This window comes from Aquibium sp. ELW1220 (assembly GCF_030398385.1).
Classification (GTDB): Bacteria; Pseudomonadota; Alphaproteobacteria; order Rhizobiales; family Rhizobiaceae; genus Aquibium.
On record NZ_JAOAOQ010000010.1, the window covers coordinates 1 to 21,538 of the forward strand.

A 21,538-nucleotide genomic window follows, 5' to 3' on the forward strand; every position below is an offset into this window, starting at 1 on the left:
CTTGTCGCGCTGCTCGACCGGCTCGGCGGCATCGACTGCCGGATGACCGGCCGCGACCGCGCGCCCGACCGGGCCGCCTGCAGCAGCGGCAGGCCTGCCTGCCGCGGCGCGCGTCTTGCCAGGGCCGGCGGCGACAGGGCCGGCTTCCCGCTGCCGCCGTTCCACGACACGTCCTGACGTGACCGCGCCGCTGCACCGAACCTCTCCCGGGTCCGACTGGCCGGGCGGCAGAGCCGCCTCCCGGCGCGCCGGCGCTGGCGGAAATACGGGAAATACGGGGACAGTTTACCGAATTCGGGACCGCTCCGGCCGAAACACCCGCGCCCGTCGCCCGAATTCGGTAAACTGTCCCCGCAATTCCCGGCGGTCAGCGGCGGCCGTATCCGCCGCTCGTCGGCGTCGTCACGATCACCGCCTCGCCGGCCTGAACCACCGTCTGGTCGCAGGCCTTCAGCGTCTCGACCGTGCCGTCGCGGCGCCGCACCTCGGTGCGGCCGACCTCGCCGTCGCCGCCGCCATCGAGGCCCTGCGGCGGGCGCCCGCGGTGGGAAGAAAGAATGGCGCATTCCATGGTCTCGAGGAAGCGGATGGTGCGGCGCGTGCCGTCGCCGGCGTTCCATTTGCCCCTGCCGCCGGAGCCTTCGCGGATATAAAAATCCTCCAGCATCACCGGGAAGCGCAGCTCGAGGATCTCGGGGTCGGTCAGCCGCGAATTGGTCATGTGGACATGGACGCCGGAGGTGCCCGCAAAGCCGCGGCCGTCGTTCATGCGCCCGGCCGGCGAGCCCGAGCAGATCGTCTCGTAATACTGGTAGGTGGCGTTGCCGAAGGTCAGGTTGTTCATCGTGCCTTGTGCATTGGCCAGCGCCCCCATCGCCCCGAACAGCGCGTTGGTGACGTGCTGCGAGGTTTCGACGTTGCCGGCCACCACCGCGGCCGGATAGGCGGGTCGCAGCATGCAGCCCTCGGGAATGACGATCTCGATCGGCCTGAGACACCCGGCATTCATCGGGATCTGGCCTTCCACCATGACGCGGAAGGCATAGAGCACGGCGGCGCGGGCCACAGGCTCCGGCGCGTTGAAATTGTTCTTCATCACCGGCGAGGTGCCGGTGAAGTCCACCTTCGCCGTGCGCGCGTCGCGGTCCACCGTGATCTTCACCTTGATCACCTGGCCGGTGTCGGTCGGGTATTCATAGTGCGATTCGTCCGGCAGCCGCTCCAGCACGCGGCGCACGCTCTCGGCGGCGTTGTCCTGGACGTGGCCCATATAGGCCTCCACCACCGGCAGCCCGAAATGCGCCACAATTTTCCTGAGCTCCGCCACGCCCTTCTCGTTGGCCGCGATCTGCGCCTTCAGGTCGGCGATGTTCTGGTGCGGGTTGCGCGCCGGCCAGGGATGGTCGGTCAGGAGATGATGCAGCTCCGCCTCGCGGAACCGGCCCCGTTCGACCATCCGGAAATTGTCGAACAGCACGCCTTCCTCGTCCACCGTGGTGGCGAGCGGCGTCATCGATCCCGGCGCGGTGCCGCCGACATCGGCATGATGCCCGCGCGAGGCGACCCAGAAGAGGATCCTCGGCGACTGGCCGATCTCCCCCCTTGTGGGGGAGATGCCCGGCAGGGCAGAGGGGGGCGCCGTAGGGCTCGAGGCATCGGGATGGTGGGCGGCTCCGCGCTCCTGAGAGGTCGGCGGGACAGCGCCCCCCTCTGGCCTGCCGGCCGGGGCGAGCCGCAGGTCTCGCCCGTCCTCCGGACCCCCCACACGGGGGGAGATCGGCAGCTCCACCGTCTCGAACACCGGCGTCACCACCGTGATATCCGGCAGGTGCGTGCCGCCATTGTAGGGCGCGTTCAGCGCGAACACGTCTCCCGGATGCACGTCGCCGGCGTTCAGCCGGATGACGGTCTCCACCGAGCGGTCCATCGAGCCGAGGTGGACGGGCATGTGCGGGGCGTTGGCCACCAGCGCGCCCTCGGCGTCGAAGACGGCGCAGGAGAAGTCGAGCCGCTCCTTGATGTTGACCGAATAGGCGGTGTTCTGCAGCGTCACGCCCATCTGCTCGGCGATCGACATGAAGAGGTTGTTGAAGACCTCGAGCATCACCGGGTCGGCCTCGGTTCCCAGCGCCGCCTGGCGCGCCTTGCGCTCCACCCGGCGCATCAGCACGTGGTCCTTGGCGGTGATCTCGGCGCGCCAGCCGGGCTCGATCACGATCGTCTGGTGGCTTTCGACGATAAGCGCCGGTCCGGAGACGGTCGCGCCCGGGAACAGGCTCTCGCGGCGGAACACGCCCGCCTCGCGCCATGCGCCCTCGCAGAAGATCGGCCGCGTCTCGGCCGTCTCGGCGACGCGGTCCTCCACCGGCAGGTCGGCCTCGTCGCGGCCGGAATCGCGCATGTCGATGCCTTCGACGCTGATCGCCTCGACGATCATGCCCTTGTTCTCGTAGACGAAGCCGAACTGCGCCTTGTGCGCGGCCTCGAAGGCGCGGATGGCGTTTTCGACCGAGAAGTCGTCGAAATCGACCGGCAGGGCCGTGTCGGTGCCGTCGTAGCGGACCTGCAGGATCGGCCGCCAGGCGATCTCGGCGTCGGCGATGCCCTGGCCGTTCAGCTCGGCATAGACCGCCTTGCGCAGGCCGTCGGCCAGCATGCGGATCTCGGGCAGCGTCGCCTGCGCCAGCGGCTTCAGGAGCGCGTGCTGGCGCGAGGCGTAAACGGCGGCAAGCCCGATGCCGTAGGCCGAGAGCAGGCCCGAGAAGGGGTGCACCAGCACCGCCTCCATGCCGAGCGCATCGGCCACCAGGCAGGCATGCTGCCCGCCGGCGCCGCCGAAGCAGTTCAGCAGGTACTCGGTCACGTCGTAGCCGCGCTGCACCGAGATCTTCTTTATCGCGTTGGCCATGTTCTCCACCGCGATGGTGACGAAGCCCTCGGCCACGGCTTCGGGCGAACGCCCGTCGCCGATGGCACGCGCCATGTCGGCGAAGCGTGCGCGCACCACGTCGCGGTCGAGCGGCTGGTCCTGGCCGGGGCCGAAGATCGCCGGGAAGAACTCCGGCTGCAGCTTGCCCAGCATCACGTTGGCGTCGGTGACGGCCAGAGGCCCGCCGCGTCGGTAGCAGGCGGGGCCGGGATTGGCGCCGGCCGAATCCGGGCCGGCCTGGAAGCGGCCGTCCTCGAAATGCAGCACCGAGCCGCCGCCCGCCGCTACCGTGTGGATGCGCATCATCGGCGCGCGCACGCGCACGCCCGCCACCTCGGTGTCGAAGGCGCGCTCGTATTCGCCGTCGTAATGGGCGACGTCGGTCGACGTGCCGCCCATGTCGAAGCCGATCACCTTGTCGAAGCCGGCCAGGCGCGCCGTCTCGACCATCCCGACCACGCCGCCGGCCGGACCCGACAGCAGCGCATCCTTGCCCTGGAACAGCTCGGCGGCGGTCAGCCCGCCCGACGACATCATGAACATCAGGTTCGGCTTTTGCGACTGGCCGATCTCCCCCCTCGTGGGGGAGATGCCCGGCAGGGCAGAGGGGGGCGTGACGGAATGAGAGGTCGCCCCGGATTCTTCCTCCACCGACGTTTCCGTCGGCGCCGAGACCGCCTCCGCCCCCAGCTCCGCCGCCACCCGGCTCACATACCGCGCCAGGATCGGCGACAGGTAGGCGTCGACGACGGCCGTGTCGCCGCGGCCGACGAGCTTGATCAGCGGCGAGGTCTGGTGGCTGACCGAGATCTGCGTGAAGCCGGCATGGTGGCAGAGGCTCGCGGCCATCAGTTCGTGATCCGGGTAGATCCACGAATGCATGAACACGACGGCGACGGCCTCGATGCCGTCGGCGCGCGCCTGCTCGATCAGCGGCTTCACGTCGTCGAGCCGCGGCATGGTCTCGACCGACCCGTCGGCGCGGACGCGCTCCTCGACCTCGATCACCCGCTCGTAGAGCTGCTCGGGCAGCACGATCTCCTTGGCGAAGATGTCGGGCCTTGCCTGGTAGGCGATCTTCAGCGCATCGCGAAAGCCCCTGGTGATGAGCAGCAGCACCCGGTCGCCCTTGCGCTCGAGCAGCGCGTTGGTGGCCACCGTCGTGCCCATCTTGACGTCGCCGATGCGGTGCGAGGGGATCGGCGCGCCGGCCGGCACGCCGAGCAGGTCGCGGATGCCCTGCACGGCGGCGTCGCGATAGGCCTCGGGATTTTCCGACAGCAGCTTGCGCGGATGGAGATTGCCGTCCGGATCGCGGCCGATGACGTCGGTGAAGGTGCCGCCGCGGTCGATCCAGAAATCCCACCTGCCGTCCATCCGCCGTCTCCTCCGGTCGCGTTTGAAGATTTGCGCGTTTCCGGCTATAAGGCAAACGGAGATAAAACGTCAACGAATTGTCGATATTTTGTCGATGAGCAGGAGGGTGGAGTGGCAGGCGACGGCAAGGTTCTCGGGCCGGTGGTCTCGGCGTCGCATCTGGCCGACGGCGCGATGCCGTCGCTGTCGGAGATGGAGTTCGCGATGACCATTCTCAACAATGCCTTCCAGCGCTGGATGGTGCGGTGCATGGGTGCTGCAGGGATTTCGGGCCTCGGACCGCTCGACGTGCAGATCCTGCATTCGAGCAACCACCGCGGCCGCGAGAAGACGCTGGCGGACCTGTGCATGATGCTCAACATCGAGGACACGCACTTGGTCTCCTACGCGCTGAAGAAGCTGGAAGGCGCGGGCCTGATCGAGACCGGGCGGCGCGGCAAGGAGAAGACCGTGAAGGTGACGGCCGCCGGTGCGCAGGCCTGCGCCCGCTACCGCGAGGTGCGGGAGGCGCTGCTGGTCGGCAGCGTCAGGGCGCTTCACTTCGAGGACGCGGAGATCAGCCAGATCGCCGCGCTCATGCGGGCGCTGTCCGGCCAGTACGACCAGGCCTCGCGCAGCGCGGCGAGCCTCTGACGGCAGGCGGCGGGTGACGCAATGTTGCGACCGGTCACCCGAGTTGACGAAACCGCCGCGGCATCCGCGCATTCATCTCCCGACGGTGCGCCGCAGCGGTGCACCCTGCAACAGGAGACCCCATCATGAAGAAGATCATCCTCGCTTCCGTGTCGTCGCTCGCGCTGCTGGGCCTCGCCGCCTGCAGCGACACCGACACCACCACGACCCAGAGCGTCGAGCCCGAGGTCCAGGAGACCGCCCCGACCGTCACGCCCGGCACCGACACCAACGTGATCGTGGTCCCCGAGACCGACGACACGACGCCGGCCGACGGCACGACGACCCAGAGCATCACGCCGGACGGCACGATGGACGACACCGGCACCACGGGCGCAGCCCCGGGCGGCACCATCGGCACCGACGACGTCGAGCCGGCCGATGACGTCCCGGCCGTCCAGTAACGCCGTCATCAGCATCCGCAGCGGAAGGCCGGGCTTCGTCCCGGCTTTTTCGCTGTGTCGGCCTGCGGTGGAAAACGCGTCCGGCCCTGTCCATCATTTGATACGGCCATGCTCGCCTTTTTCCGCGAAGCGCTTTAGACAGAAGTCATGTCGATCTGGGCCCGCATAGGCGAGTTCGTCGCGCGCATCTCCTCCGGCGCGGCGGGCGGAGTAGCCGACCTCGTCGAAGCCGTCCGCACGGTCTTCGAAGGAGACCCCGAACTGCGCCGCCGTGTGGCCTTCTCGGTCGCCATGATCGCGCTGTCGGCCAAGATGGCCAAGGCCGACGGCATCGTCACCCAGGACGAGATCCGCGCCTTCCAGGACATCTTCGCCATGCCGCAGGAAGAGCGGCGCAACGTCGAGCGTCTCTATCGCCTGGCCATGGCCGATACGGCCGGCTACGAAATCTATGCCGAACGCCTTGCGGGCCTCTGCGGCTCGGGCCAGCCCGACTGCCGCATGCTGGAGGACATCCTCGACGGCCTGTTCCACATCGCCAAGGCCGATGGGCTGATCCACGAGAAGGAGCTGCGCTTCCTGGCCCGGATCGCCGAGATCTTCGCCATCGGCGAGCGACGCTTCGAGGCGATCCTGGCGCGCCACGTCATCGGCGAGAAGGATCCCTGGGCGGTACTGGGCGTGGCGCGCGACACGTCCTTCGAGGAGGTGCGGCGGCACTATCTGCGTCTCGTTTCCGACAATCATCCCGACCGGATGATGGCGCGCGGGGTGCCCGAGGAGTTCCTGGCGCTGGCCAACGACCGGATGGCGGCGCTGAACGCCGCCTACGAGACGATCGAACGCGGACGCGTCGCCGCATGAGCGGATTTTCCGCCGACCATGCCGGCGCCGACATCAGGGTCTCGCCGAATTTCGGCCCGCGCGTCGGCGTCGCCGGTCCCGACATGATCATCCTGCACTACACCGGCATGGAGAGCGGCGAGGGGGCCGAGAGCTGGCTGTGCAATCCGCAGAGCGAAGTGTCCTCGCACTATCTCGTGCACGAGGACGGCCGGATCGTGCAGATGGTGCGCGAGGCCGACCGCGCGTGGCATGCCGGGCGCAGTTCCTGGAAAGGCGTCAGCGACATCAATTCCCGCTCGGTCGGCATAGAGATCGTCAATCCCGGCCATTTTCTCGGCTACCCGGACTTCCCGGACGCCCAGATCGAGGCGGTGGTCGCCCTTTGTGGCGGAATCTGCGCCCGGAACGGCATTCCGATCGAGCGCGTTCTCGCACATTCTGACGTGGCACCGGGTCGAAAGATCGATCCCGGCGAGAAATTTCCCTGGGATCGCCTGGCCGCGGCCGGGGTGGCGGCCCGCCGGCCGGAGCCGACGGAAGAGGGCGGGCCGTGGATCGGCCCCGGCGCTTCGGGTCGGGTCGTCGAGGAACTGCAGGCGATGCTGGCGCTGCATGGCTACGGCATTGAAATCACCGGGCGATTCGAGCCCCTGACGCGGGTGGTGGTGGAAGCGTTCCAGCGCCGGTTCCGGCCGTCATGCGTCGACGGCGTGGCCGATGCCGCGACGCGATCCGTCCTCCGCCGCGTGCTGTCCGGTGCCACAAGTGACGCAGCGTAATCCAATCGAATCAAGCGGTTGATGTAACAAGCTGTCACCAAAGTTGAGGTGGGCGGTCATCTTGGCCGCTCATTCCCCCTTCACATGCGGCCCCGTTCCACCCCCGGAGTGCCGCGATGGCCGCCGGATCAAACGGGAAACCGCTGTCCGGGCCGACCGGGCGCCCAAAAGAAGATACTGGATCGAATGAAGAGCACTCTCCTCGTCGCGGTGGCGCTTGCCGCCGTCGCAGTGAATTCCGTTGCCCATGCAGAGAGCGACCGCCGCCAGGACGCCGGCAAGTCGGCCGTGGCCGCGGCGAAAGCAGAAGCGCTGCCCGGCGTCGACATGACCACCACCGCATCGATCACCGGCGGGAGCGGCAAGGGTCTTCTCGCGAGGCTCGGCGGCGACGAACCTGCCGCCAAGGTCGACCTCAAGGCGGTGAAGGGCGGGCTCCCGGCCATCGTGACGCGTTATGCCAAGGAATACGGCGTGCCCGTCGCCCTGGCTCATGCCGTCGTGACCGTGGAGAGCAATTTCCGGCCGCACGTCACGGGCCGCGCCGGCGAGATCGGCCTCATGCAGATCAAGCCGGCCACTGCGCGGATGATGGGCTATTCCGGGTCCGCCAAGGGGCTCTACGATCCCGAGACGAACGTCAAGTACGGCATGAAGTACCTCGCCAAGGCGCACGAACTCGGCGGCGGCGACACCTGCGGCACGATCCTGCGCTACAATGCGGGTCACGCGGCCAAGCGCATGAACCGGATTTCCTCGGCCTACTGCACCAAGGTGAAGCGCGTCATCGGTAGCTGACGCGCCTTTTTCGGGCGGCGGACGGATCCGTCGCCCGAAGGCTTTCCCGGAGGCTTGTGTTTTGCCGCGCGAAAGCCTTTATGCGTCCTGCCAGCTGGCCGGGCGGCCGCGGGCGCAAGTGTCGAAAGACCGCGTTCGAGGAAAGTCCGGGCTCCATGGAAACACGGTGCCGGTTAATGGCCGGCGGGGGCGACCCCAGGGATAGCGCCACAGAGAGCAGACCGCCCCGCCTGTCTTCCGGTCCGCCATCGCCCGGCGGACCGGAGCACCGGCGGGGTAAGGGTGAAAGGGTGGGGTAAGAGCCCACCGCGCGACCGGTAACGGAAGCGGCACGGCAAGCCCCACCGGGAGCAAGACCGAATAGGGATGGCGCGGGAGTTCGCTCCCGGGCAGTTTCCGGCCCAGCCATCCGGGTAGGTTGCACCAGGCGGACAGCAATGTCCGCCGCAGATGAATGGCCGCCACGTTCCGGAGCAGCAATGCGCCGGGGCCATACAGAACCCGGCTTACAGGCCGGCTGGCAGTTTTTTCCATGCCGACGGAAGCCGGCCGTGCTTGCGGCCGCGCCAAGCGCCCCTTACTCTCCAGCAGATTTGTTGCGGGAGCGACCCATGGGACGACCCGATGTCTTCAAGCTGACATTGCCGGAGGAACTGGCGGCGGAAGTCGACGGGGTCATCGCCGCGGGCGAATACGGCTCGGCGGACGAGATCGTCGGCGAAGCGCTTCGGGACTGGAAGGAGCGGCGCGACAATGACGGCTACTCGCTCGCCGAACTGCGACGGCTGGTGCAGGATGGCATCGACAGCGGTCCGGGCATCGACGGGCGGGCCTTCATGGAGCGCCTGTTGAACGATACCGGCCGAGCTCGCTAGAGCAGAACATCACCGCTGCGGAGTTCCGGGACCGGGCGGCTGATCCACTCACCCCACCCGATCCAGCGCCTCCTCCAGCGCCGCCCACAGCTCCTCCGCCGGCTCGCAGCCGATCGACAGGCGCACAAAGCCCGGGGCGACGGCGTCGCCCCAGCGGGCGCGGCGTTCGGCGGAGGAGTGGGTGCCGCCGAAGGAGGTGGCGGGCTGGAGGAGGCGGCAGCCGTCGATGAAGGCCTCGGCCTTTTCGGCGCTTTCCAGCGTCAGCCCGATCAGGAACCCGAAGCGGTTCATCTGAACGCGGGCGAGATTGTGCGCCGGGTCGTCGGGCAGGCCGGGGAAGCGGACTGACGCGATCGCCTCGTGGTCGCGCAGGCGCGGTGCGACGAGTTCGGCGGTGGAGCACATGCGCTCGAAGCGCAGTTCGAGCGTTTCCAGCCCGCGATGCACCTGCCAGGCCTCGAAGGGGCCGGGGATGGCGCCCGACAGCTTGCGCCACTCGGCGATGGCCTTCATCACGGCCTCGTCGCGGCTGGAGACGTGGCCGAACAGCGCGTCCGAATGGCCGTTGGCGGCCTTGGTGTCGGCACAGACCAGAATGTCGGCGCCGAGATCGAGCGGCCGCTGGCCGAAGGCGGTCATGGTGGTGTTGTCGACGACGACCAGCGCGCCCGCCGCATGCGCGGCGTCGGCGATCGCGGCGATGTCGCAGATGTCGAGGCCGGGGTTCGAGGGCGTCTCGACATAGACGATCGAATAGCCTTCGAAGCCGCCGTCGAGGAAGGAGGCGGTCGGCCGCCGGTCGGCCGTGATGCCGAGGCGCGACAGGAAGCGGTCGGCGAAGACGCGCACCGTGTAGTAGCCGTCCGAGGGCAGGAGGATGCGGTCGCCGGCCTTCGACAAGGCGGTCAGCACCGCCGAGATCGCGCCCATGCCGGACGGGAAGGCGAGTGCAGGGGCGCCGTCGAGATGGCCGAGCGCGTCTTCCACTGCTTCCCAGGTGGCGTTGTCGAAGCGGCCGTACTGGGCGAAGCCGGCGGGGTCGCCGGGCAGGTGGAACATCGACGTCATCGTCAGCGGCAGGGCGACCGGATCACCCTTGGCCAGATGGCGGCGGCGCAGGTGCAGGAGATCGGCGGCGCGGGCGGCCAGGTCGGTCATGGCGATGATCCTTTTCGTTTCCGGATCGTCTATTCGACCTGCCGAACGAACGCCAGAGGACGTCGTCCGTCAGCCCCGGTCTCAACTCTTCGTTAGGCCTAATGAACGATAAAGGAGGAATCGGTCGGTTCGCAGGAATCGGCGGCCATCCCGTCAGGTGGAGCTTCGTCCCGTTGACGCCCATGAGTGCCCATGTTATCCCTTTCGCGTAATCACGTCTCCGTCAGACGGGCGCGTCATACGTCCGATTTGGCCGCGATCCCCGGGGTCGCGGTGCGATCGCCGTTCGGCGTTGCCGCAGGCGGATGCGTGCCGGTGCCGCGACCTGTCGCGATGAAGAAAATGAACGAATGCGCTGCGGCGCGGGCGGCATTGACGGGTGATGGATCGCTTCCTTTCCAGCGCGGTGAACCGGATCGACCAGAAGGGTCGCGTTTCCGTTCCGGCGCATTTCAGGGCGGTCCTGGCCAAGCGGGGCGAGGGCGAACTCTACGCCCTGCGGGCGCTGGACATGCCGGCGCTGGACGTCGGCGGGCTCGACCTGCTCGACCGCTACGAGCAGCGGATCGCGCAGGAGGATCCCTTCGCGCAGACGGCCGACGACATGTCCTTCTTCTGTCATGGAGACGGGGCCTTCCTGAAGCTGGACGGAGACGGGCGCATCACGATGACGGATTTCATGCGCGAGCACACGGGCATCGAGGGCGAGGTGGCCTTCGTCGGACGCGGTCCGTTCTTCCAGATGTGGGAGCCGCGGCGGTTCCAGGCCTACCGGGAAGAGGCGCGGGCGCGGCTGTCGCGGCTGCGCAACCAACCGGGCACGACCGCATTCATCCGGGGGCCGGAATGATGGCGGGCGACGGCGGCCGCGAGGACGCCGGTGGCGGACCGGTCCTCCACATTCCGGTCCTCCTCGACCAGGTGCTCGCGGCGCTGGCGCCGCGACCGGGCGACACCATCGTGGACGGCACCTTCGGCGCGGGTGGATATACGCGCGCCATCCTCGGCGCCGGCGCCACGGTGATCGCCGTCGATCGGGATCCTCATGCGATCCGCGACGGTCGCGCGCTGGAGGCGGCGTCCGGCGGGCGGCTCAGGCTCGTGCAGGGCGCCTTTTCGGAACTCGACGTTCATGTCGGCGCGCCCGTCGATGGCGTCGTGCTCGACATCGGCGTCTCGTCGATGCAGCTCGACCAGGCCGAGCGCGGCTTTTCCTTCCGCTACGACGGTCCGCTCGACATGCGCATGGCGCAGACGGGGCCGACGGCGGCCGACGTCGTCAACTCCGTCAAGGCCGGCGACCTGACGCGCATCTTCGGTATTCTCGGCGAGGAGCGGCATGCCGGGCGCATCGCCCGGATGATCGACAAGCGGCGCACGGCAAGGCCGTTCGAGCGCACGCTCGACCTCGCCAACGCCATCGAGGCGCTGGTCGGTCGCCATCCCAAGGACCGCATCCATCCGGCGACGCGCGTGTTCCAGGCCTTGCGCATCTTCGTCAACGACGAACTGGGCGAACTGGCGCGCGCGCTGTCGTCCGCCGAGCGGGCGCTGCGGCCGGGCGGGCGGCTCGTCGTCGTCACGTTCCATTCGCTCGAAGACCGCATCGTCAAGCGCTTCATCGCCGACCGTTCCGGCACGACCGGCGGTTCGCGGCATCTGCCCGAGGTGCGCGAGGAAGCGCCGACCTTCGCGCAGGCCGGCAAGGCGGTCGCCGCGTCGGACGCGGAGGCGGACCGCAACCCGCGCGCGCGCTCGGCCAAGCTGCGTGCCGCGGTCCGGACGGAAGCGCCGGCGCGGCGCGAAGACCATTCCATCTTCGGATTTCCGCGGCTTCCGGATGTCCGATCCACAGGCGAGGGGCGCTGACGTGTTCCGTACCACCGACATCGTGCTGATCGCGGTCATGGTCTCCGCCGCGGCCTTCACCTACCAGACCAAGCATGCCGCCGAGGACGAACTGCGCGCGCTGCGCCGGCTGGAGAGCCAGATCCGCTTCGAGGAAGAGACGGCCGACCTGCTGCGCGCCGACTGGAGCCTGCTCACGCAGCCCGTGCGTCTGCAGACGCTGGTGACGACCTACCAGGCGGAACTGAACCTCCAGCCCATCGACGCGCGGCAGATCGCCGATCCGGGCGCCATCCCGATGCCGGCCGTCGATCTCGACGATCCGGCGCAGACGCCGCCCGAAGGGCTCGCCTCCGGCGGCACCGACGCAACCACGACCGGGAGTACACCCCAATGAAGCGCTGGCTGAAGGCAGGGATCGCGCGGACGAAGCCGCACGCCGAGGCACAGGGCATCGTCGTGGAGGGCCGGCGCAAGGCGAATGGCGGGCGCTCGCGCGTCTTCATCACCATGGCGGTGTTCTTCGGCATCTATGCCACCATCACCGGGCGTCTCGTCTATCTGGGGATGCAGGAACCGGAAACCGGGCAGTTCTTCGGCGGCGGGCGGATGGCGGCCTCCAGGCCCGACATCCTCGACCGCAACGGCCAGGTTCTCGCGACGGACATCAAGTCCGCATCGCTGTTCGCCGAGCCGCGCCGCATCGTCGATCCCGACGAGGCGGTCGAACTGCTGTCCACGGTGCTGCCGTCGCTGGACTACGAACAGACCTACCGCAAGCTGACCAGCGGCTCGGGCTTCGCCTGGCTGAAGCGCGAGATCACGCCGCGGCAGCAGAACGAGATCCTGCAGCTCGGCATTCCCGGCATCGGCTTCCGGCCGGAGAAGCGGCGCTTCTATCCGGGCGGACCGACAGCCTCGCATATCCTCGGCCTCGTCAACATCGACAATGAGGGCATTGCCGGGATGGAGAAGTACGTCGACGGGCAGGGGCTCGCCGACCTGCGCGCGACCGGGCTCGTCTCCGCCTCCTCGCTGGCGCCGGTCAACCTGTCGATCGACCTGCGCGTCCAGCACATCGTGCGCGACGAGATTGCCACCGCGATGGAGCGCTATCACGCGATCGCTGCCGGCGCGGTGGTGCTCAACGTCAACACCGGCGAGATCATGGCGATGGCCTCGGTGCCGGATTTCGACCCGAACAATCCGTTCAACGCCCATGAGAAGGACCGGCTGAACCGGATGTCGGCGGGCGTCTACGAGATGGGCTCGACGGTGAAGAGCTTCACCACCGCCATGGTGCTCGACGCCGGAAAGGCGACGCTGACGAGTTCCTACGACGCGTCGCGGCCGCTCTCGATGGGGCGCTTCACCATCCGCGACTTCCACGGCAAGGGCCGCGTGCTGACAGTGCCGGAGGTGTTCATCTACTCGTCGAACATCGCGTCGGCGCGCATGGCGATGGACGTCGGCATCGCCGGCCACCGCGAATTCCTGCACCGGCTTGGGCTGCTCGACCGGATGCAGACGGAGCTGCCCGAGGTGGCATCGCCGACCGAGCCGAAGGAGTGGAAGCAGCTGAACTCGATCACCATCTCGTTCGGCCACGGCTTCGCCACCACGCCGCTGCAGACCGCGGTTGCGGCGGCGGCGCTGATGAACGGGGGCAAGCTGATCCCGCCGACCTTCCTGCCGCGCACCCAGGCGGAGGCCGACGAGGTCGCCGTCCAGGTCCTCAACCCGCGCACCACGATGGACATGCGCTACCTCTATCGCCTCAACGCCGAGAAGGGCTCCGGCAAGCGCGCTGAGGTGCCGGGCTACCGGGTTGGCGGCAAGACCGGCACGGCCGAGAAGGTGGTCAACGGGCGCTACGCCAAGGACAAGCGCTTCAACGCCTTCCTGGCGGCCTTCCCGATCGAGAACCCGCAATATGTGGTCCTGTCCGTGATCGACGAGCCCAAGCCGGAAAAGCCGGGAATGGGCGCGACGGCGGGCTCGAACGCGGCTCCGATCGTGGCCAACATCATCCGCCGCTCCGCGCCGCTGCTTGGCGTGAAGCCGGAATTCGGCCATGAAAGCGGGGCCCTGCTGGTCTCGAACTGATGATTCTGATCGACGCGCCGTGGGTATTGCGCGCGACAACCCCGATACAGTGAACGCATGAAACTCCGCGATCTCGCAGACATCATACCCAACGGTTCCGCCGCCTCAGGCGAGGCGACCGTCGAGGGTATCACGTCGGATTCCCGCGCCGTCCGGCCGGGATACGTCTTCGCGGCGTTGAAGGGCACCAGGAGCGACGGGATGGCTTTCGCAGCGGATGCCGTGTCGCGCGGGGCGATCGCCGTGATCGCCGCTCAGGATGCGGATGGCTCCGGACTGTCTGTTCCTCTGCTGCGTGCCGGCGACCCGCGACGGGCGCTGGCGCTCGCGGCTGCGCGTTTCCACGGCCGCCAGCCCGAAACCATGGTGGCGGTGACGGGGACCAGCGGCAAGACGTCGGTCGCCGCCTTCGTGCGCCAGATCTGGGCGCATGCCGGCAAGGCAGCCGCCAGCATCGGCACCACCGGCGTGGTGGCGCCCGGCCGCAACGAATACGGTTCGCTGACGACGCCTGATCCGGTGGAACTGCACCGGCTTCTGGCCGAACTCGCTGCGGCCGGCGTCACCCACGCGTCCATGGAGGCGTCCAGCCACGGTCTCGACCAGCGCCGGCTCGACGGCGTGCGGCTTGCCGCCGCCGGCTTCACCAATCTCGGCCGCGACCACATGGATTACCACCCGACCGTCGAGGACTACCACGCCGCCAAGATGCGGCTCTTCACGGAGCTGATGCCGAAAGGCGCGCCGGCGGTCATCTTCGCCGACGATCCCTGGTCGGACGCGACGATCGCGGCGGCCGCAGGCGCCGGTCTCGACGTGCGGACGGTCGGCCGCAAGGGGACCTTCCTGTCGCTGAAGCGGGTCGAGCACGAGCGGCGCCGGCAGCGCGCGGAGATCGAGGCCTCCGGCATCATCCACGAGATCGTGCTGCCGCTGGCGGGCGACTTCCAGATCTCCAACGCGCTCGTGGCCGCGGGCCTCGTGATCTCGACGGGGATCGACGCCGTGACGGCCCTGAAGGCCCTGGAGCATCTCGAAGGCGCTCCCGGACGGCTCGACCTGGTCGGCTCGACGGCCACGGGCGCGCCGGTCTATGTCGACTATGCGCACAAGCCGGAAGCGCTTGAAAACGTGCTGGCGGCGGTGCGGCCCTTCACGACCGGCCGCGTCGTCGTGGTGTTCGGCTGCGGCGGCGACCGCGACAGGGGCAAGAGGCCGATCATGGGCGAGATCGCCACGCGCCTCGCCGACGTCGCCGTCGTGACGGACGACAATCCCCGCTCGGAGGTAGCAGCCGACATAAGGGCGCAGATCATGGCGGCCGCGCCGGGCGCCATCGAGATCGGCGACCGGCGCCAGGCGATCCGCGAGGCGGTGGGCATGCTTTGCGCCGGCGACACGCTGGTGATCGCGGGCAAGGGTCACGAGGTGGGCCAGACCGTGGGTAGCGAGACCCATCATTTTTCCGATCACGAGGAAGCGGGCGCGGCGCTGGCGGAGTTGGCGCGATGAACGACCTGTGGACAAGCGAGGCGATGATCGCCGCGATGGGCGGACGTCCACTCGGCACGATGCCCCGGGGCATTTCCGGTATCTCGATCGACACCCGCACGCTGAAGCCGGGCGACGCCTTCTTCGCGATCAAGGGCGAGACCTTCGACGGGCACGACTTCGCCACGGCCGCGATGGCGGCGGGCGCGAGCCTGATGGTGGTCGCCGACAGCAAGCTCGCGGCGCTCGGACGGCTGACGATGCCGATGATCGTCGTCGAGGACGTGCTGGCGGCGCTGGGAATGCTGGGGGCCGCCGCCCGGGCGCGGACCAAGGCCAGGGTCATCGCCGTGACCGGCTCGGCCGGCAAGACGTCCACCAAGGAAGCGCTGCGGCTGGCGCTGTCGGTCTCGGGCACGGTGCATGCGGCGGAGAAATCCTTCAACAATCACTGGGGCGTGCCGCTGACGCTGGCGCGCATGCCGTCGGACGTCGACTATGCCGTCTTCGAAATCGGCATGAACCATGCGGGCGAGATCCGGCCGCTGGTGAAGCTGGTGCGGCCGCACGTCGCCATCGTGACGCTGATCGCGGCCGCCCATCTCGGCCATTTCCATTCGCTCGACGACATCGCGCGCGCCAAGGCGGAGATATTCGAGGGGATCGTTCCGGGCGGTCATGCGCTGATCAACCGCGACGACCACCGCTGGCGCATCCTCGACAAGCTCGCCCGGGAGGCGGGTGTCCAGCACATCGTCGGCTTCGGCGAGCATTCGAGGTCGCAGGTCAAGCTGCTGGCCTGCACGCTCGGTGCCGAGCAGTCGACCATCTCCGTCAAGCTCGGCGGCGAGACCTTCGAGGCGCGCATCGGCGCGCCCGGGCGGCACATGGTGCAGAACGTGCTTGCCGTCCTCGGGGCGGTGCATCTCGCGGGCGCCGACGTGGGAATGGGTGCGGAGGCGCTGGGCTCGCTGCAGGCGGAGCGGGGACGCGGTGCGCGCGCCGCGCTGATGCATCCCGACGGGCCGTTCACGCTGATCGACGAGAGCTACAATGCCAATCCCGCCTCGATGAAGGCGGCGCTCGACCTGCTCGCGCGCGCCGAGGTGCGCGACGGTGGCCGGCGGATCGCCGTCCTGGGCGACATGCGGGAACTGGGCGTCCATTCCAAGAAGCTGCATGCGGCGCTGGCCGAGCCCCTGCGCGAGGCGGCGCCCGACCTGGTCTTCCTGGGCGGCGCGGAAATGGCTGCGCTCGAAACCGCCCTCGGCGAGGGCATGCCGGTCGAATATCGCGAGACCGGCGCGGACCTCGTGCCGCTTCTTGTCGCAACTCTGAAGCCCGGAGACGTCGTGATGATCAAGTCGTCGAACGGCGCGGGCTTTTCGAAAATCGTCGACGCGCTCAATGCGCGTTTCCCGGCGGCGGGCGCAACGGGCCCCGCGGGGACGGACCAATGAACCAGGGGAATTCCATTTCATGCTGACCTGGCTCGCAGGCGCGGCCGACGACATCTCGGTCTTCAACGTCTTCCGCTACATCACATTCCGGACCGGCGGGGCGTTGATCACCTCGGCGCTGATCGTCTTCATGTTCGGTCCGGCGATCATCAACTCGCTGCGCATCAGGCAGGGCAAGGGCCAGCCGATCCGCGCGGACGGACCCCAGACGCATTTCAAGAAGGCCGGGACGCCGACGATGGGCGGCCTGATGATCATGACCGGCATCGTCGGCTCCACGCTCCTGTGGGCGAACCTCTCCAGCGTCTACGTCTGGGTGGTGCTCATGGTGACGCTCGGCTTCGGCGCGATCGGCTTCTACGACGACTACAAGAAGGTGACCAAGCAGAGCCATCTCGGCATATCGGGAAAGATGCGGCTGGCGCTCGAGTTCCTGATCGCGGGCCTCGCCTCCTACATCATCATGCAGAACGGCCAGGCGCCGTTCTCCTCGTCGCTGACCTTTCCCTTCGTCAAGGACCTGATCATCAACCTGTCGATCTTCTTCGTGCCCTTCGCCGCCTTCGTCATCGTCGGCGCGGGCAACGCCGTCAACCTGACGGACGGGCTCGACGGGCTGGCGATCGTGCCGGTGATGATCGCCGCCTCCTCTTTCGGGGTGATCGCCTATCTCTCGGGCAATGCGGTGTTTGCCGACTACCTGCAGATCCACTTCACGCCCGGTACCGGCGAACTCGCCGTCGTGCTGGGCGCGGTGATCGGCGCGGGCCTCGGCTTCCTCTGGTTCAACGCGCCGCCGGCGGCGATCTTCATGGGCGACACCGGGTCGCTGGCGCTCGGCGGCCTGATCGGCGCGGTCGCGGTCGCCACCAAGCACGAGATCGTGCTCGCCATCATCGGCGGGCTGTTCGTGATGGAGGCCCTGTCGGTGATCATCCAGGTGGCGGTGTTCAAGATGACGGGCAAGCGCGTGTTCCTGATGGCGCCGATCCACCATCATTTCGAGAAGATGGGCTGGACCGAGAGCCAGATCGTCATCCGGTTCTGGATCATCGCCGTCATCCTCGCCCTGATCGGCCTCTCCACGCTGAAGCTCAGATAGAATGATCCCCGCCACCACCTTCTCCGGCAAGCGCGTCGCCCTGTTCGGTCTCGGCGGGTCCGGCATCGCCACGGCGCATGCGCTGATCGCGGGCGGCGCCGACGTGCTCGCCTTCGACGACAATCCCGAATGCGTGGCGCGCGCCGCCGCGCAGGGGGTGCCGACGGGCAACCTGCGCCAGGCCGACTGGGCCGGGCTCTCCTCCTTCGTGCTGTCGCCGGGCGTGCCGCTGACCCATCCCAAGCCGCACTGGACCGTCGAACTGGCGCGCGCGGCGGGCGTGGAGGTGATCGGCGACATCGAACTCTTCGTGCGCGAGCGCGCCGCATGGGCGGCGGATGCGCCGCTGATCGCCATCACCGGCACCAACGGCAAGTCGACGACGACGGCGCTGACGGCGCACATTCTCGCCTCGGCCGGCCGGGACGCGCAGATGGGCGGCAACATCGGCCGCGCGGTCATGACGCTGGAGCCGCCTGCACCGCGGCGGGTCTACGTCGTCGAATGCTCGTCCTACCAGATCGATCTCGCGCCCTCGATCGACCCGACGGCAGGGGTGCTGCTCAACCTGACGCCGGATCATCTCGACCGGCACGGCACGATGCAGCACTACGCCGAGATCAAGGAACGGCTGGTGGCCGGCAGCGGCACGGCGATCGTCGGCATCGACGACAGCTGGTGCGCGCAGATCGCCGACCGGCTGGAGCGCACCGGCAAGCCGGTGCTGCGCATCTCCAAGCGCCTGGCGCTGACGGACGGCCTGTTCGCGGAAGGCGGGGTGCTGAAGCTCGCGAAGGCCGGCCGCACGAAGACGCTGGCGTCGCTCGACGGCATCGGCTCGCTGCGCGGCCAGCACAACGCCCAGAACGCGCTGGCGGCGGTGGCGGCCTGCCTGACAGTCGGGCTGAGCGCAGCGGAAATCCAGGCCGGACTGTCGAGCTTTCCCGGCCTCGTGCACCGCATGGAACAGGTGGGACGCGCCGGCAAGGTGCTGTTCGTCAACGATTCCAAGGCTACCAACGCCGAAGCGGCGGCGCCCGCGCTGTCGAGCTTCGAGCGGATCTACTGGATTGCGGGCGGCCTGCCGAAGGAGGGCGGGATCGAGCCGCTCAGGAGCCTCTTCTCGCGCGTCGCGCGGGCCTATCTGATCGGCGAAGCGGCGCCGGCCTTCGCGGCGACGCTGGGCGAGGATGCGCCTTACGAGATCTCCGGCACGCTGGAGGCGGCGGTGCGGCACGCCGCGGCGGATGCCGCGCGCGACGCCGCGGCCGAGCCCGTCGTGCTGCTCTCGCCCGCCTGCGCGAGTTTCGACCAGTTCAAGAATTTCGAGGTGCGCGGCGAGGCCTTCCGTGCCGCCGTGTACGCGCTCGAAGGAATCCGACCGATCGGAGGGACAATCTGATGGCAAGCCGTGTCGACAGGGGACCGGTCGCGACGTGGTGGTGGACGGTCGACCGCTGGTACCTCGCGGCGTTCCTGAGCCTGATGGTGCTCGGCGTGGTGCTGTCCTTTGCGGCGAGCCCCGCGGTGGCCGAGCGCATCGGCCTCGACAGCTTCCACTTCGTGGAGCGCCAGATCATGTTCATGATCCCGGCGCTGATCGCGATGATCGGCGTCTCGTTCCTGTCGGCGCGCAACGTGCGGCGGCTGGCGCTGCTGATCCTGGCGGGATCGCTGCTCCTGATGCTGGCGGCGCTGTTCATCGGTGTCGAGGTCAAGGGCGCGCGGCGCTGGGTGGCGCTGGCCGGCGTGTCGGTGCAGCCGTCGGAGTTCATGAAGCCCGCCTTCGTGATCATCTGCGCATGGCTGTTTGCCGAGCACCGGCGCCAGCCCGAGATTCCGGGCAACCTGTTCGCCATGATCCTGCTCGTTCTGGTGCTCGCGCTTCTGGTGGCCCAGCCCGACCTCGGGCAGACCATGCTGGTGGCGGGGACCTGGGGCGTGATGTTCTTCATGGCGGGGATGCCGTGGATCTGGATCCTGCTGCTCGGAGCGCTCGGCATCGCAGGCGCGCTCGCCGCTTATACGGTGTTCCCGCACGTCGCCGGCCGCATCGACCGCTTCCTGACCGGCGAGGGCGACACGTTCCAGGTCGATACCGGCCGCGAGGCGATCATCCGCGGCGGCTGGTGGGGGCAGGGACCGGGCGAGGGCACCGTCAAGCGCATCCTGCCCGACAGCCACACCGACTTCATCTTCTCGGTCGCAGCCGAAGAGTTCGGCATCGTGCTGTGTTTCGTGGTGGTGGCGCTGTTTGCCTTCATCGTGCTCAAGGGCCTGCGCTTCGCGCTCAGGGAGGAGGACGACTTCACGCGCTTCGCCGTGTCCGGCCTCGTCATCCTGATGGGCTTCCAGTCGGTCATCAACATGAGCGTTAACCTGCAGCTGATGCCGGCCAAAGGCATGACGCTGCCCTTCATCTCCTATGGCGGCTCGTCGCTGGTCGCCATGGCGATCTCGATGGGCATGGTGCTGGCGCTGACGACGCGCCGGCCGGAACGCCGCAAGACGTCGGACTACGTGTTCCCGCCGCGCATCCTGCCGGCAGAGTGAAAAGGCGACGCGCGCGATGGAGAGTGGCGACACGACGAAGGGCGTCATCCTGCTCGCAGCCGGCGGGACGGGCGGGCACGTGTTTCCCGCCGAGGCGCTGGCACACGAACTGACGCAGCGCGGCTGGAGCGTGCATCTCGTCACCGACGGGCGGGCCGAGCGCTATGCCGGCCGCTTCCCGGCGGACGCGATCCACACGGTGCCGTCGGCCACGATCGGCTCGCGCAACCCGGTGACGCTCATCCGGGCGGGGCTGACGATCTGGTCGGGCGTGCAGGCATCGACGAAGCTGATCAACCGGCTGAAGCCGAAGGCGGTCGTCGGATTCGGCGGCTATCCGACGCTGCCGCCGCTCTACGCTGCGACGCGGCGCGGGCTGCCGACGCTGATCCACGAGCAGAACGCGGTGATGGGCCGCGCCAACAGGGCGCTGGCGGCGCGGGTGACGGCCATCGCCGGCGGCTTCCTGCCCGAAGGCGGGAAAACGGTCGCGACCGGCAATCCGGTGCGCCCGGCAGTGATCGAAGCGGCGCGGACGCCCTACTTCGCGTCCATCCCCGATGCACGGTTCAATCTGCTCGTCTTCGGCGGCAGCCAGGGCGCGCAGTTCTTCTCGGAGGCTATTCCGCCGGCGATAGCGGCGCTGCCGGACAATGCGCGCATGCGGCTGCGGATCACGCAACAGGCGCGGCCGGAGGACGAGGAGGCGGTGCGCAAGGCCTATGCCGGGCTCGGCATCCAGGCCGAGATCGCGCCGTTCTTCACCGACATGGCCGAGCGCATGGCGGCGGCCCACCTCGTCATCTCGCGTGCCGGCGCCTCGACGGTGTCGGAGATCGCGGTGATCGGCCGGCCCTCGCTGCTGGTGCCCTATCCGCACGCGCTCGACCACGACCAGGCGGCGAACGCGGCAGCGCTGGCTTCGGCCGGCGGCGCCGACGTCCATGCCCAGGCGACGCTGACCACCGAACGGCTAGCCGAACTCATTCTCAAGGCGATGACCGAGCCGGACAGGCTTGCGGCGATGGCGTCGGCTGCGCAGAAGACAGGCAAGCCGAACGCGGCGCGGCTGCTCGCCGATCTGGTGGAAGCGCTTGCCTCGGGCAAGACCGCCGCAGCATAGTCGCCAAAACAAGAAGA

At 68.6% G+C, this 21,538-nt stretch carries 18 protein-coding genes and 1 other RNA gene; 17 read left to right on the top strand and 2 right to left on the bottom strand.

The genetic code is table 11. The features are described from left to right. Positions 1–367: 367 nt before the first annotated feature. The gene (locus tag N1F91_RS11305; RefSeq protein WP_289992227.1) at positions 368–4,306 is read right to left on the bottom strand and encodes a hydantoinase B/oxoprolinase family protein; all 3,939 of its coding nucleotides are present in this window, start codon (positions 4,304–4,306) and stop codon (positions 368–370) included. A 111-nt stretch (positions 4,307–4,417) separates the two neighbouring features. On the opposite strand from N1F91_RS11305, the gene N1F91_RS11310 reads away from it, so the two are divergent. From N1F91_RS11310 to N1F91_RS11340, 7 genes are all read left to right on the top strand, one after another. Next, positions 4,418–4,939: a winged helix DNA-binding protein gene (locus N1F91_RS11310; protein WP_289992228.1), complete on the top strand. Its 522-nt coding sequence runs from the start codon at positions 4,418–4,420 to the stop codon at positions 4,937–4,939. 125 nt (positions 4,940–5,064) lie between these two features. Further along, the gene (locus N1F91_RS11315) at positions 5,065–5,382 is read left to right on the top strand and encodes a hypothetical protein (protein WP_289992230.1); all 318 of its coding nucleotides are present in this window, start codon (positions 5,065–5,067) and stop codon (positions 5,380–5,382) included. A 147-nt stretch (positions 5,383–5,529) separates the two neighbouring features. After that, positions 5,530–6,246, top strand: a complete 717-nt coding sequence (locus tag N1F91_RS11320) for a DnaJ family molecular chaperone (RefSeq protein WP_289992231.1) — start codon at positions 5,530–5,532, stop codon at positions 6,244–6,246. Further along, complete coding sequence (locus N1F91_RS11325) at positions 6,243–7,007, top strand: N-acetylmuramoyl-L-alanine amidase (protein ID WP_289992232.1); 765 nt, start codon at positions 6,243–6,245, stop codon at positions 7,005–7,007. Before N1F91_RS11320 ends, N1F91_RS11325 begins: the two co-directional genes overlap by 4 nt. 186 nt (positions 7,008–7,193) lie before the next feature. Beyond that, positions 7,194–7,805, top strand: a complete 612-nt coding sequence (locus tag N1F91_RS11330) for a transglycosylase SLT domain-containing protein (RefSeq protein WP_289992234.1) — start codon at positions 7,194–7,196, stop codon at positions 7,803–7,805. Between the two features lie 90 nt (positions 7,806–7,895). Further along, positions 7,896–8,330: RNase P RNA component class A (rnpB, locus tag N1F91_RS11335), an RNA gene on the top strand. A gap of 86 nt (positions 8,331–8,416) precedes the next feature. Next, positions 8,417–8,680 carry a type II toxin-antitoxin system ParD family antitoxin gene (locus N1F91_RS11340; protein ID WP_289992236.1) on the top strand — a complete coding sequence of 88 codons (264 nt, stop codon included), beginning with the start codon at positions 8,417–8,419 and terminating at the stop codon, positions 8,678–8,680. Positions 8,681–8,728: 48 nt separating this feature from the next. Here the strand turns inward: N1F91_RS11340 and N1F91_RS11345 are convergent, their stop codons facing one another. Then, entirely contained in the window at positions 8,729–9,838 is a 1,110-nt protein-coding gene (locus tag N1F91_RS11345) for a cystathionine gamma-lyase (RefSeq protein WP_289992238.1), read from the bottom strand. Positions 9,839–10,220: 382 nt separating this feature from the next. On the opposite strand from N1F91_RS11345, the gene mraZ reads away from it, so the two are divergent. The 10 genes from mraZ to murG are packed head-to-tail and all read left to right on the top strand — an operon-like array spanning position 10,221 to position 21,521. Next, positions 10,221–10,688 (top strand): division/cell wall cluster transcriptional repressor MraZ, encoded by a 468-nt coding sequence (gene mraZ, locus N1F91_RS11350; protein WP_289992240.1) that lies wholly within the window; start codon positions 10,221–10,223, stop codon positions 10,686–10,688. Beyond that, positions 10,685–11,707 (top strand): 16S rRNA (cytosine(1402)-N(4))-methyltransferase RsmH, encoded by a 1,023-nt coding sequence (gene rsmH, locus N1F91_RS11355; RefSeq protein WP_289992248.1) that lies wholly within the window; start codon positions 10,685–10,687, stop codon positions 11,705–11,707. Before mraZ ends, rsmH begins: the two co-directional genes overlap by 4 nt. A gap of 1 nt (position 11,708) precedes the next feature. Then, positions 11,709–12,083, top strand: a complete 375-nt coding sequence (locus tag N1F91_RS11360) for a hypothetical protein (protein WP_289992249.1) — start codon at positions 11,709–11,711, stop codon at positions 12,081–12,083. Continuing rightward, positions 12,080–13,792, top strand: a complete 1,713-nt coding sequence (locus N1F91_RS11365; protein ID WP_289992250.1) for a penicillin-binding protein 2 — start codon at positions 12,080–12,082, stop codon at positions 13,790–13,792. The genes N1F91_RS11360 and N1F91_RS11365 overlap by 4 nt, the downstream gene beginning before the upstream one ends. Before the next feature lie 57 nt (positions 13,793–13,849). Continuing rightward, positions 13,850–15,304, top strand: coding sequence for a UDP-N-acetylmuramoyl-L-alanyl-D-glutamate--2,6-diaminopimelate ligase (locus tag N1F91_RS11370; RefSeq protein WP_289992251.1), 1,455 nt, complete (start codon positions 13,850–13,852; stop codon positions 15,302–15,304). Beyond that, positions 15,301–16,743, top strand: coding sequence for a UDP-N-acetylmuramoylalanyl-D-glutamyl-2,6-diaminopimelate--D-alanyl-D-alanine ligase (locus N1F91_RS11375; protein ID WP_289992253.1), 1,443 nt, complete (start codon positions 15,301–15,303; stop codon positions 16,741–16,743). The genes N1F91_RS11370 and N1F91_RS11375 overlap by 4 nt, the downstream gene beginning before the upstream one ends. 19 nt (positions 16,744–16,762) lie before the next feature. Next, complete coding sequence (mraY, locus tag N1F91_RS11380; RefSeq protein WP_289992254.1) at positions 16,763–17,845, top strand: phospho-N-acetylmuramoyl-pentapeptide-transferase; 1,083 nt, start codon at positions 16,763–16,765, stop codon at positions 17,843–17,845. Between the two features lies 1 nt (position 17,846). Continuing rightward, positions 17,847–19,247, top strand: coding sequence for a UDP-N-acetylmuramoyl-L-alanine--D-glutamate ligase (gene murD, locus N1F91_RS11385; RefSeq protein ID WP_289992255.1), 1,401 nt, complete (start codon positions 17,847–17,849; stop codon positions 19,245–19,247). Next, the gene (gene ftsW, locus N1F91_RS11390) at positions 19,247–20,398 is read left to right on the top strand and encodes a putative lipid II flippase FtsW (protein WP_289992256.1); all 1,152 of its coding nucleotides are present in this window, start codon (positions 19,247–19,249) and stop codon (positions 20,396–20,398) included. The genes murD and ftsW overlap by 1 nt, the downstream gene beginning before the upstream one ends. Before the next feature lie 16 nt (positions 20,399–20,414). Beyond that, the gene (murG, locus tag N1F91_RS11395; protein ID WP_289992258.1) at positions 20,415–21,521 is read left to right on the top strand and encodes an undecaprenyldiphospho-muramoylpentapeptide beta-N-acetylglucosaminyltransferase; all 1,107 of its coding nucleotides are present in this window, start codon (positions 20,415–20,417) and stop codon (positions 21,519–21,521) included. Positions 21,522–21,538 lie beyond the last annotated feature (17 nt).

What these genes read in the sequence shown, in the direction of transcription:
- N1F91_RS11340 (WP_289992236.1), top strand. Translation starts at nt 8,417, where the DNA reads ATGGGACGACCCGATGTCTTCAAGCTGACATTGCCGGAGGAACTGGCG.
- mraY (WP_289992254.1), top strand. Translation starts at nt 16,763, where the DNA reads ATGCTGACCTGGCTCGCAGGCGCGGCCGACGACATCTCGGTCTTCAAC.
- murG (WP_289992258.1), top strand. Translation starts at nt 20,415, where the DNA reads ATGGAGAGTGGCGACACGACGAAGGGCGTCATCCTGCTCGCAGCCGGC.
- N1F91_RS11330 (WP_289992234.1), top strand. Translation starts at nt 7,194, where the DNA reads ATGAAGAGCACTCTCCTCGTCGCGGTGGCGCTTGCCGCCGTCGCAGTG.
- mraZ (WP_289992240.1), top strand. Translation starts at nt 10,221, where the DNA reads ATGGATCGCTTCCTTTCCAGCGCGGTGAACCGGATCGACCAGAAGGGT.
- N1F91_RS11305 (WP_289992227.1), bottom strand. Translation starts at nt 4,306, where the DNA reads ATGGACGGCAGGTGGGATTTCTGGATCGACCGCGGCGGCACCTTCACC.
- N1F91_RS11325 (WP_289992232.1), top strand. Translation starts at nt 6,243, where the DNA reads ATGAGCGGATTTTCCGCCGACCATGCCGGCGCCGACATCAGGGTCTCG.
- N1F91_RS11370 (WP_289992251.1), top strand. Translation starts at nt 13,850, where the DNA reads ATGAAACTCCGCGATCTCGCAGACATCATACCCAACGGTTCCGCCGCC.
- murD (WP_289992255.1), top strand. Translation starts at nt 17,847, where the DNA reads ATGATCCCCGCCACCACCTTCTCCGGCAAGCGCGTCGCCCTGTTCGGT.
- N1F91_RS11365 (WP_289992250.1), top strand. Translation starts at nt 12,080, where the DNA reads ATGAAGCGCTGGCTGAAGGCAGGGATCGCGCGGACGAAGCCGCACGCC.
- ftsW (WP_289992256.1), top strand. Translation starts at nt 19,247, where the DNA reads ATGGCAAGCCGTGTCGACAGGGGACCGGTCGCGACGTGGTGGTGGACG.
- rsmH (WP_289992248.1), top strand. Translation starts at nt 10,685, where the DNA reads ATGATGGCGGGCGACGGCGGCCGCGAGGACGCCGGTGGCGGACCGGTC.
- N1F91_RS11315 (WP_289992230.1), top strand. Translation starts at nt 5,065, where the DNA reads ATGAAGAAGATCATCCTCGCTTCCGTGTCGTCGCTCGCGCTGCTGGGC.
- N1F91_RS11320 (WP_289992231.1), top strand. Translation starts at nt 5,530, where the DNA reads ATGTCGATCTGGGCCCGCATAGGCGAGTTCGTCGCGCGCATCTCCTCC.
- N1F91_RS11345 (WP_289992238.1), bottom strand. Translation starts at nt 9,838, where the DNA reads ATGACCGACCTGGCCGCCCGCGCCGCCGATCTCCTGCACCTGCGCCGC.
- N1F91_RS11375 (WP_289992253.1), top strand. Translation starts at nt 15,301, where the DNA reads ATGAACGACCTGTGGACAAGCGAGGCGATGATCGCCGCGATGGGCGGA.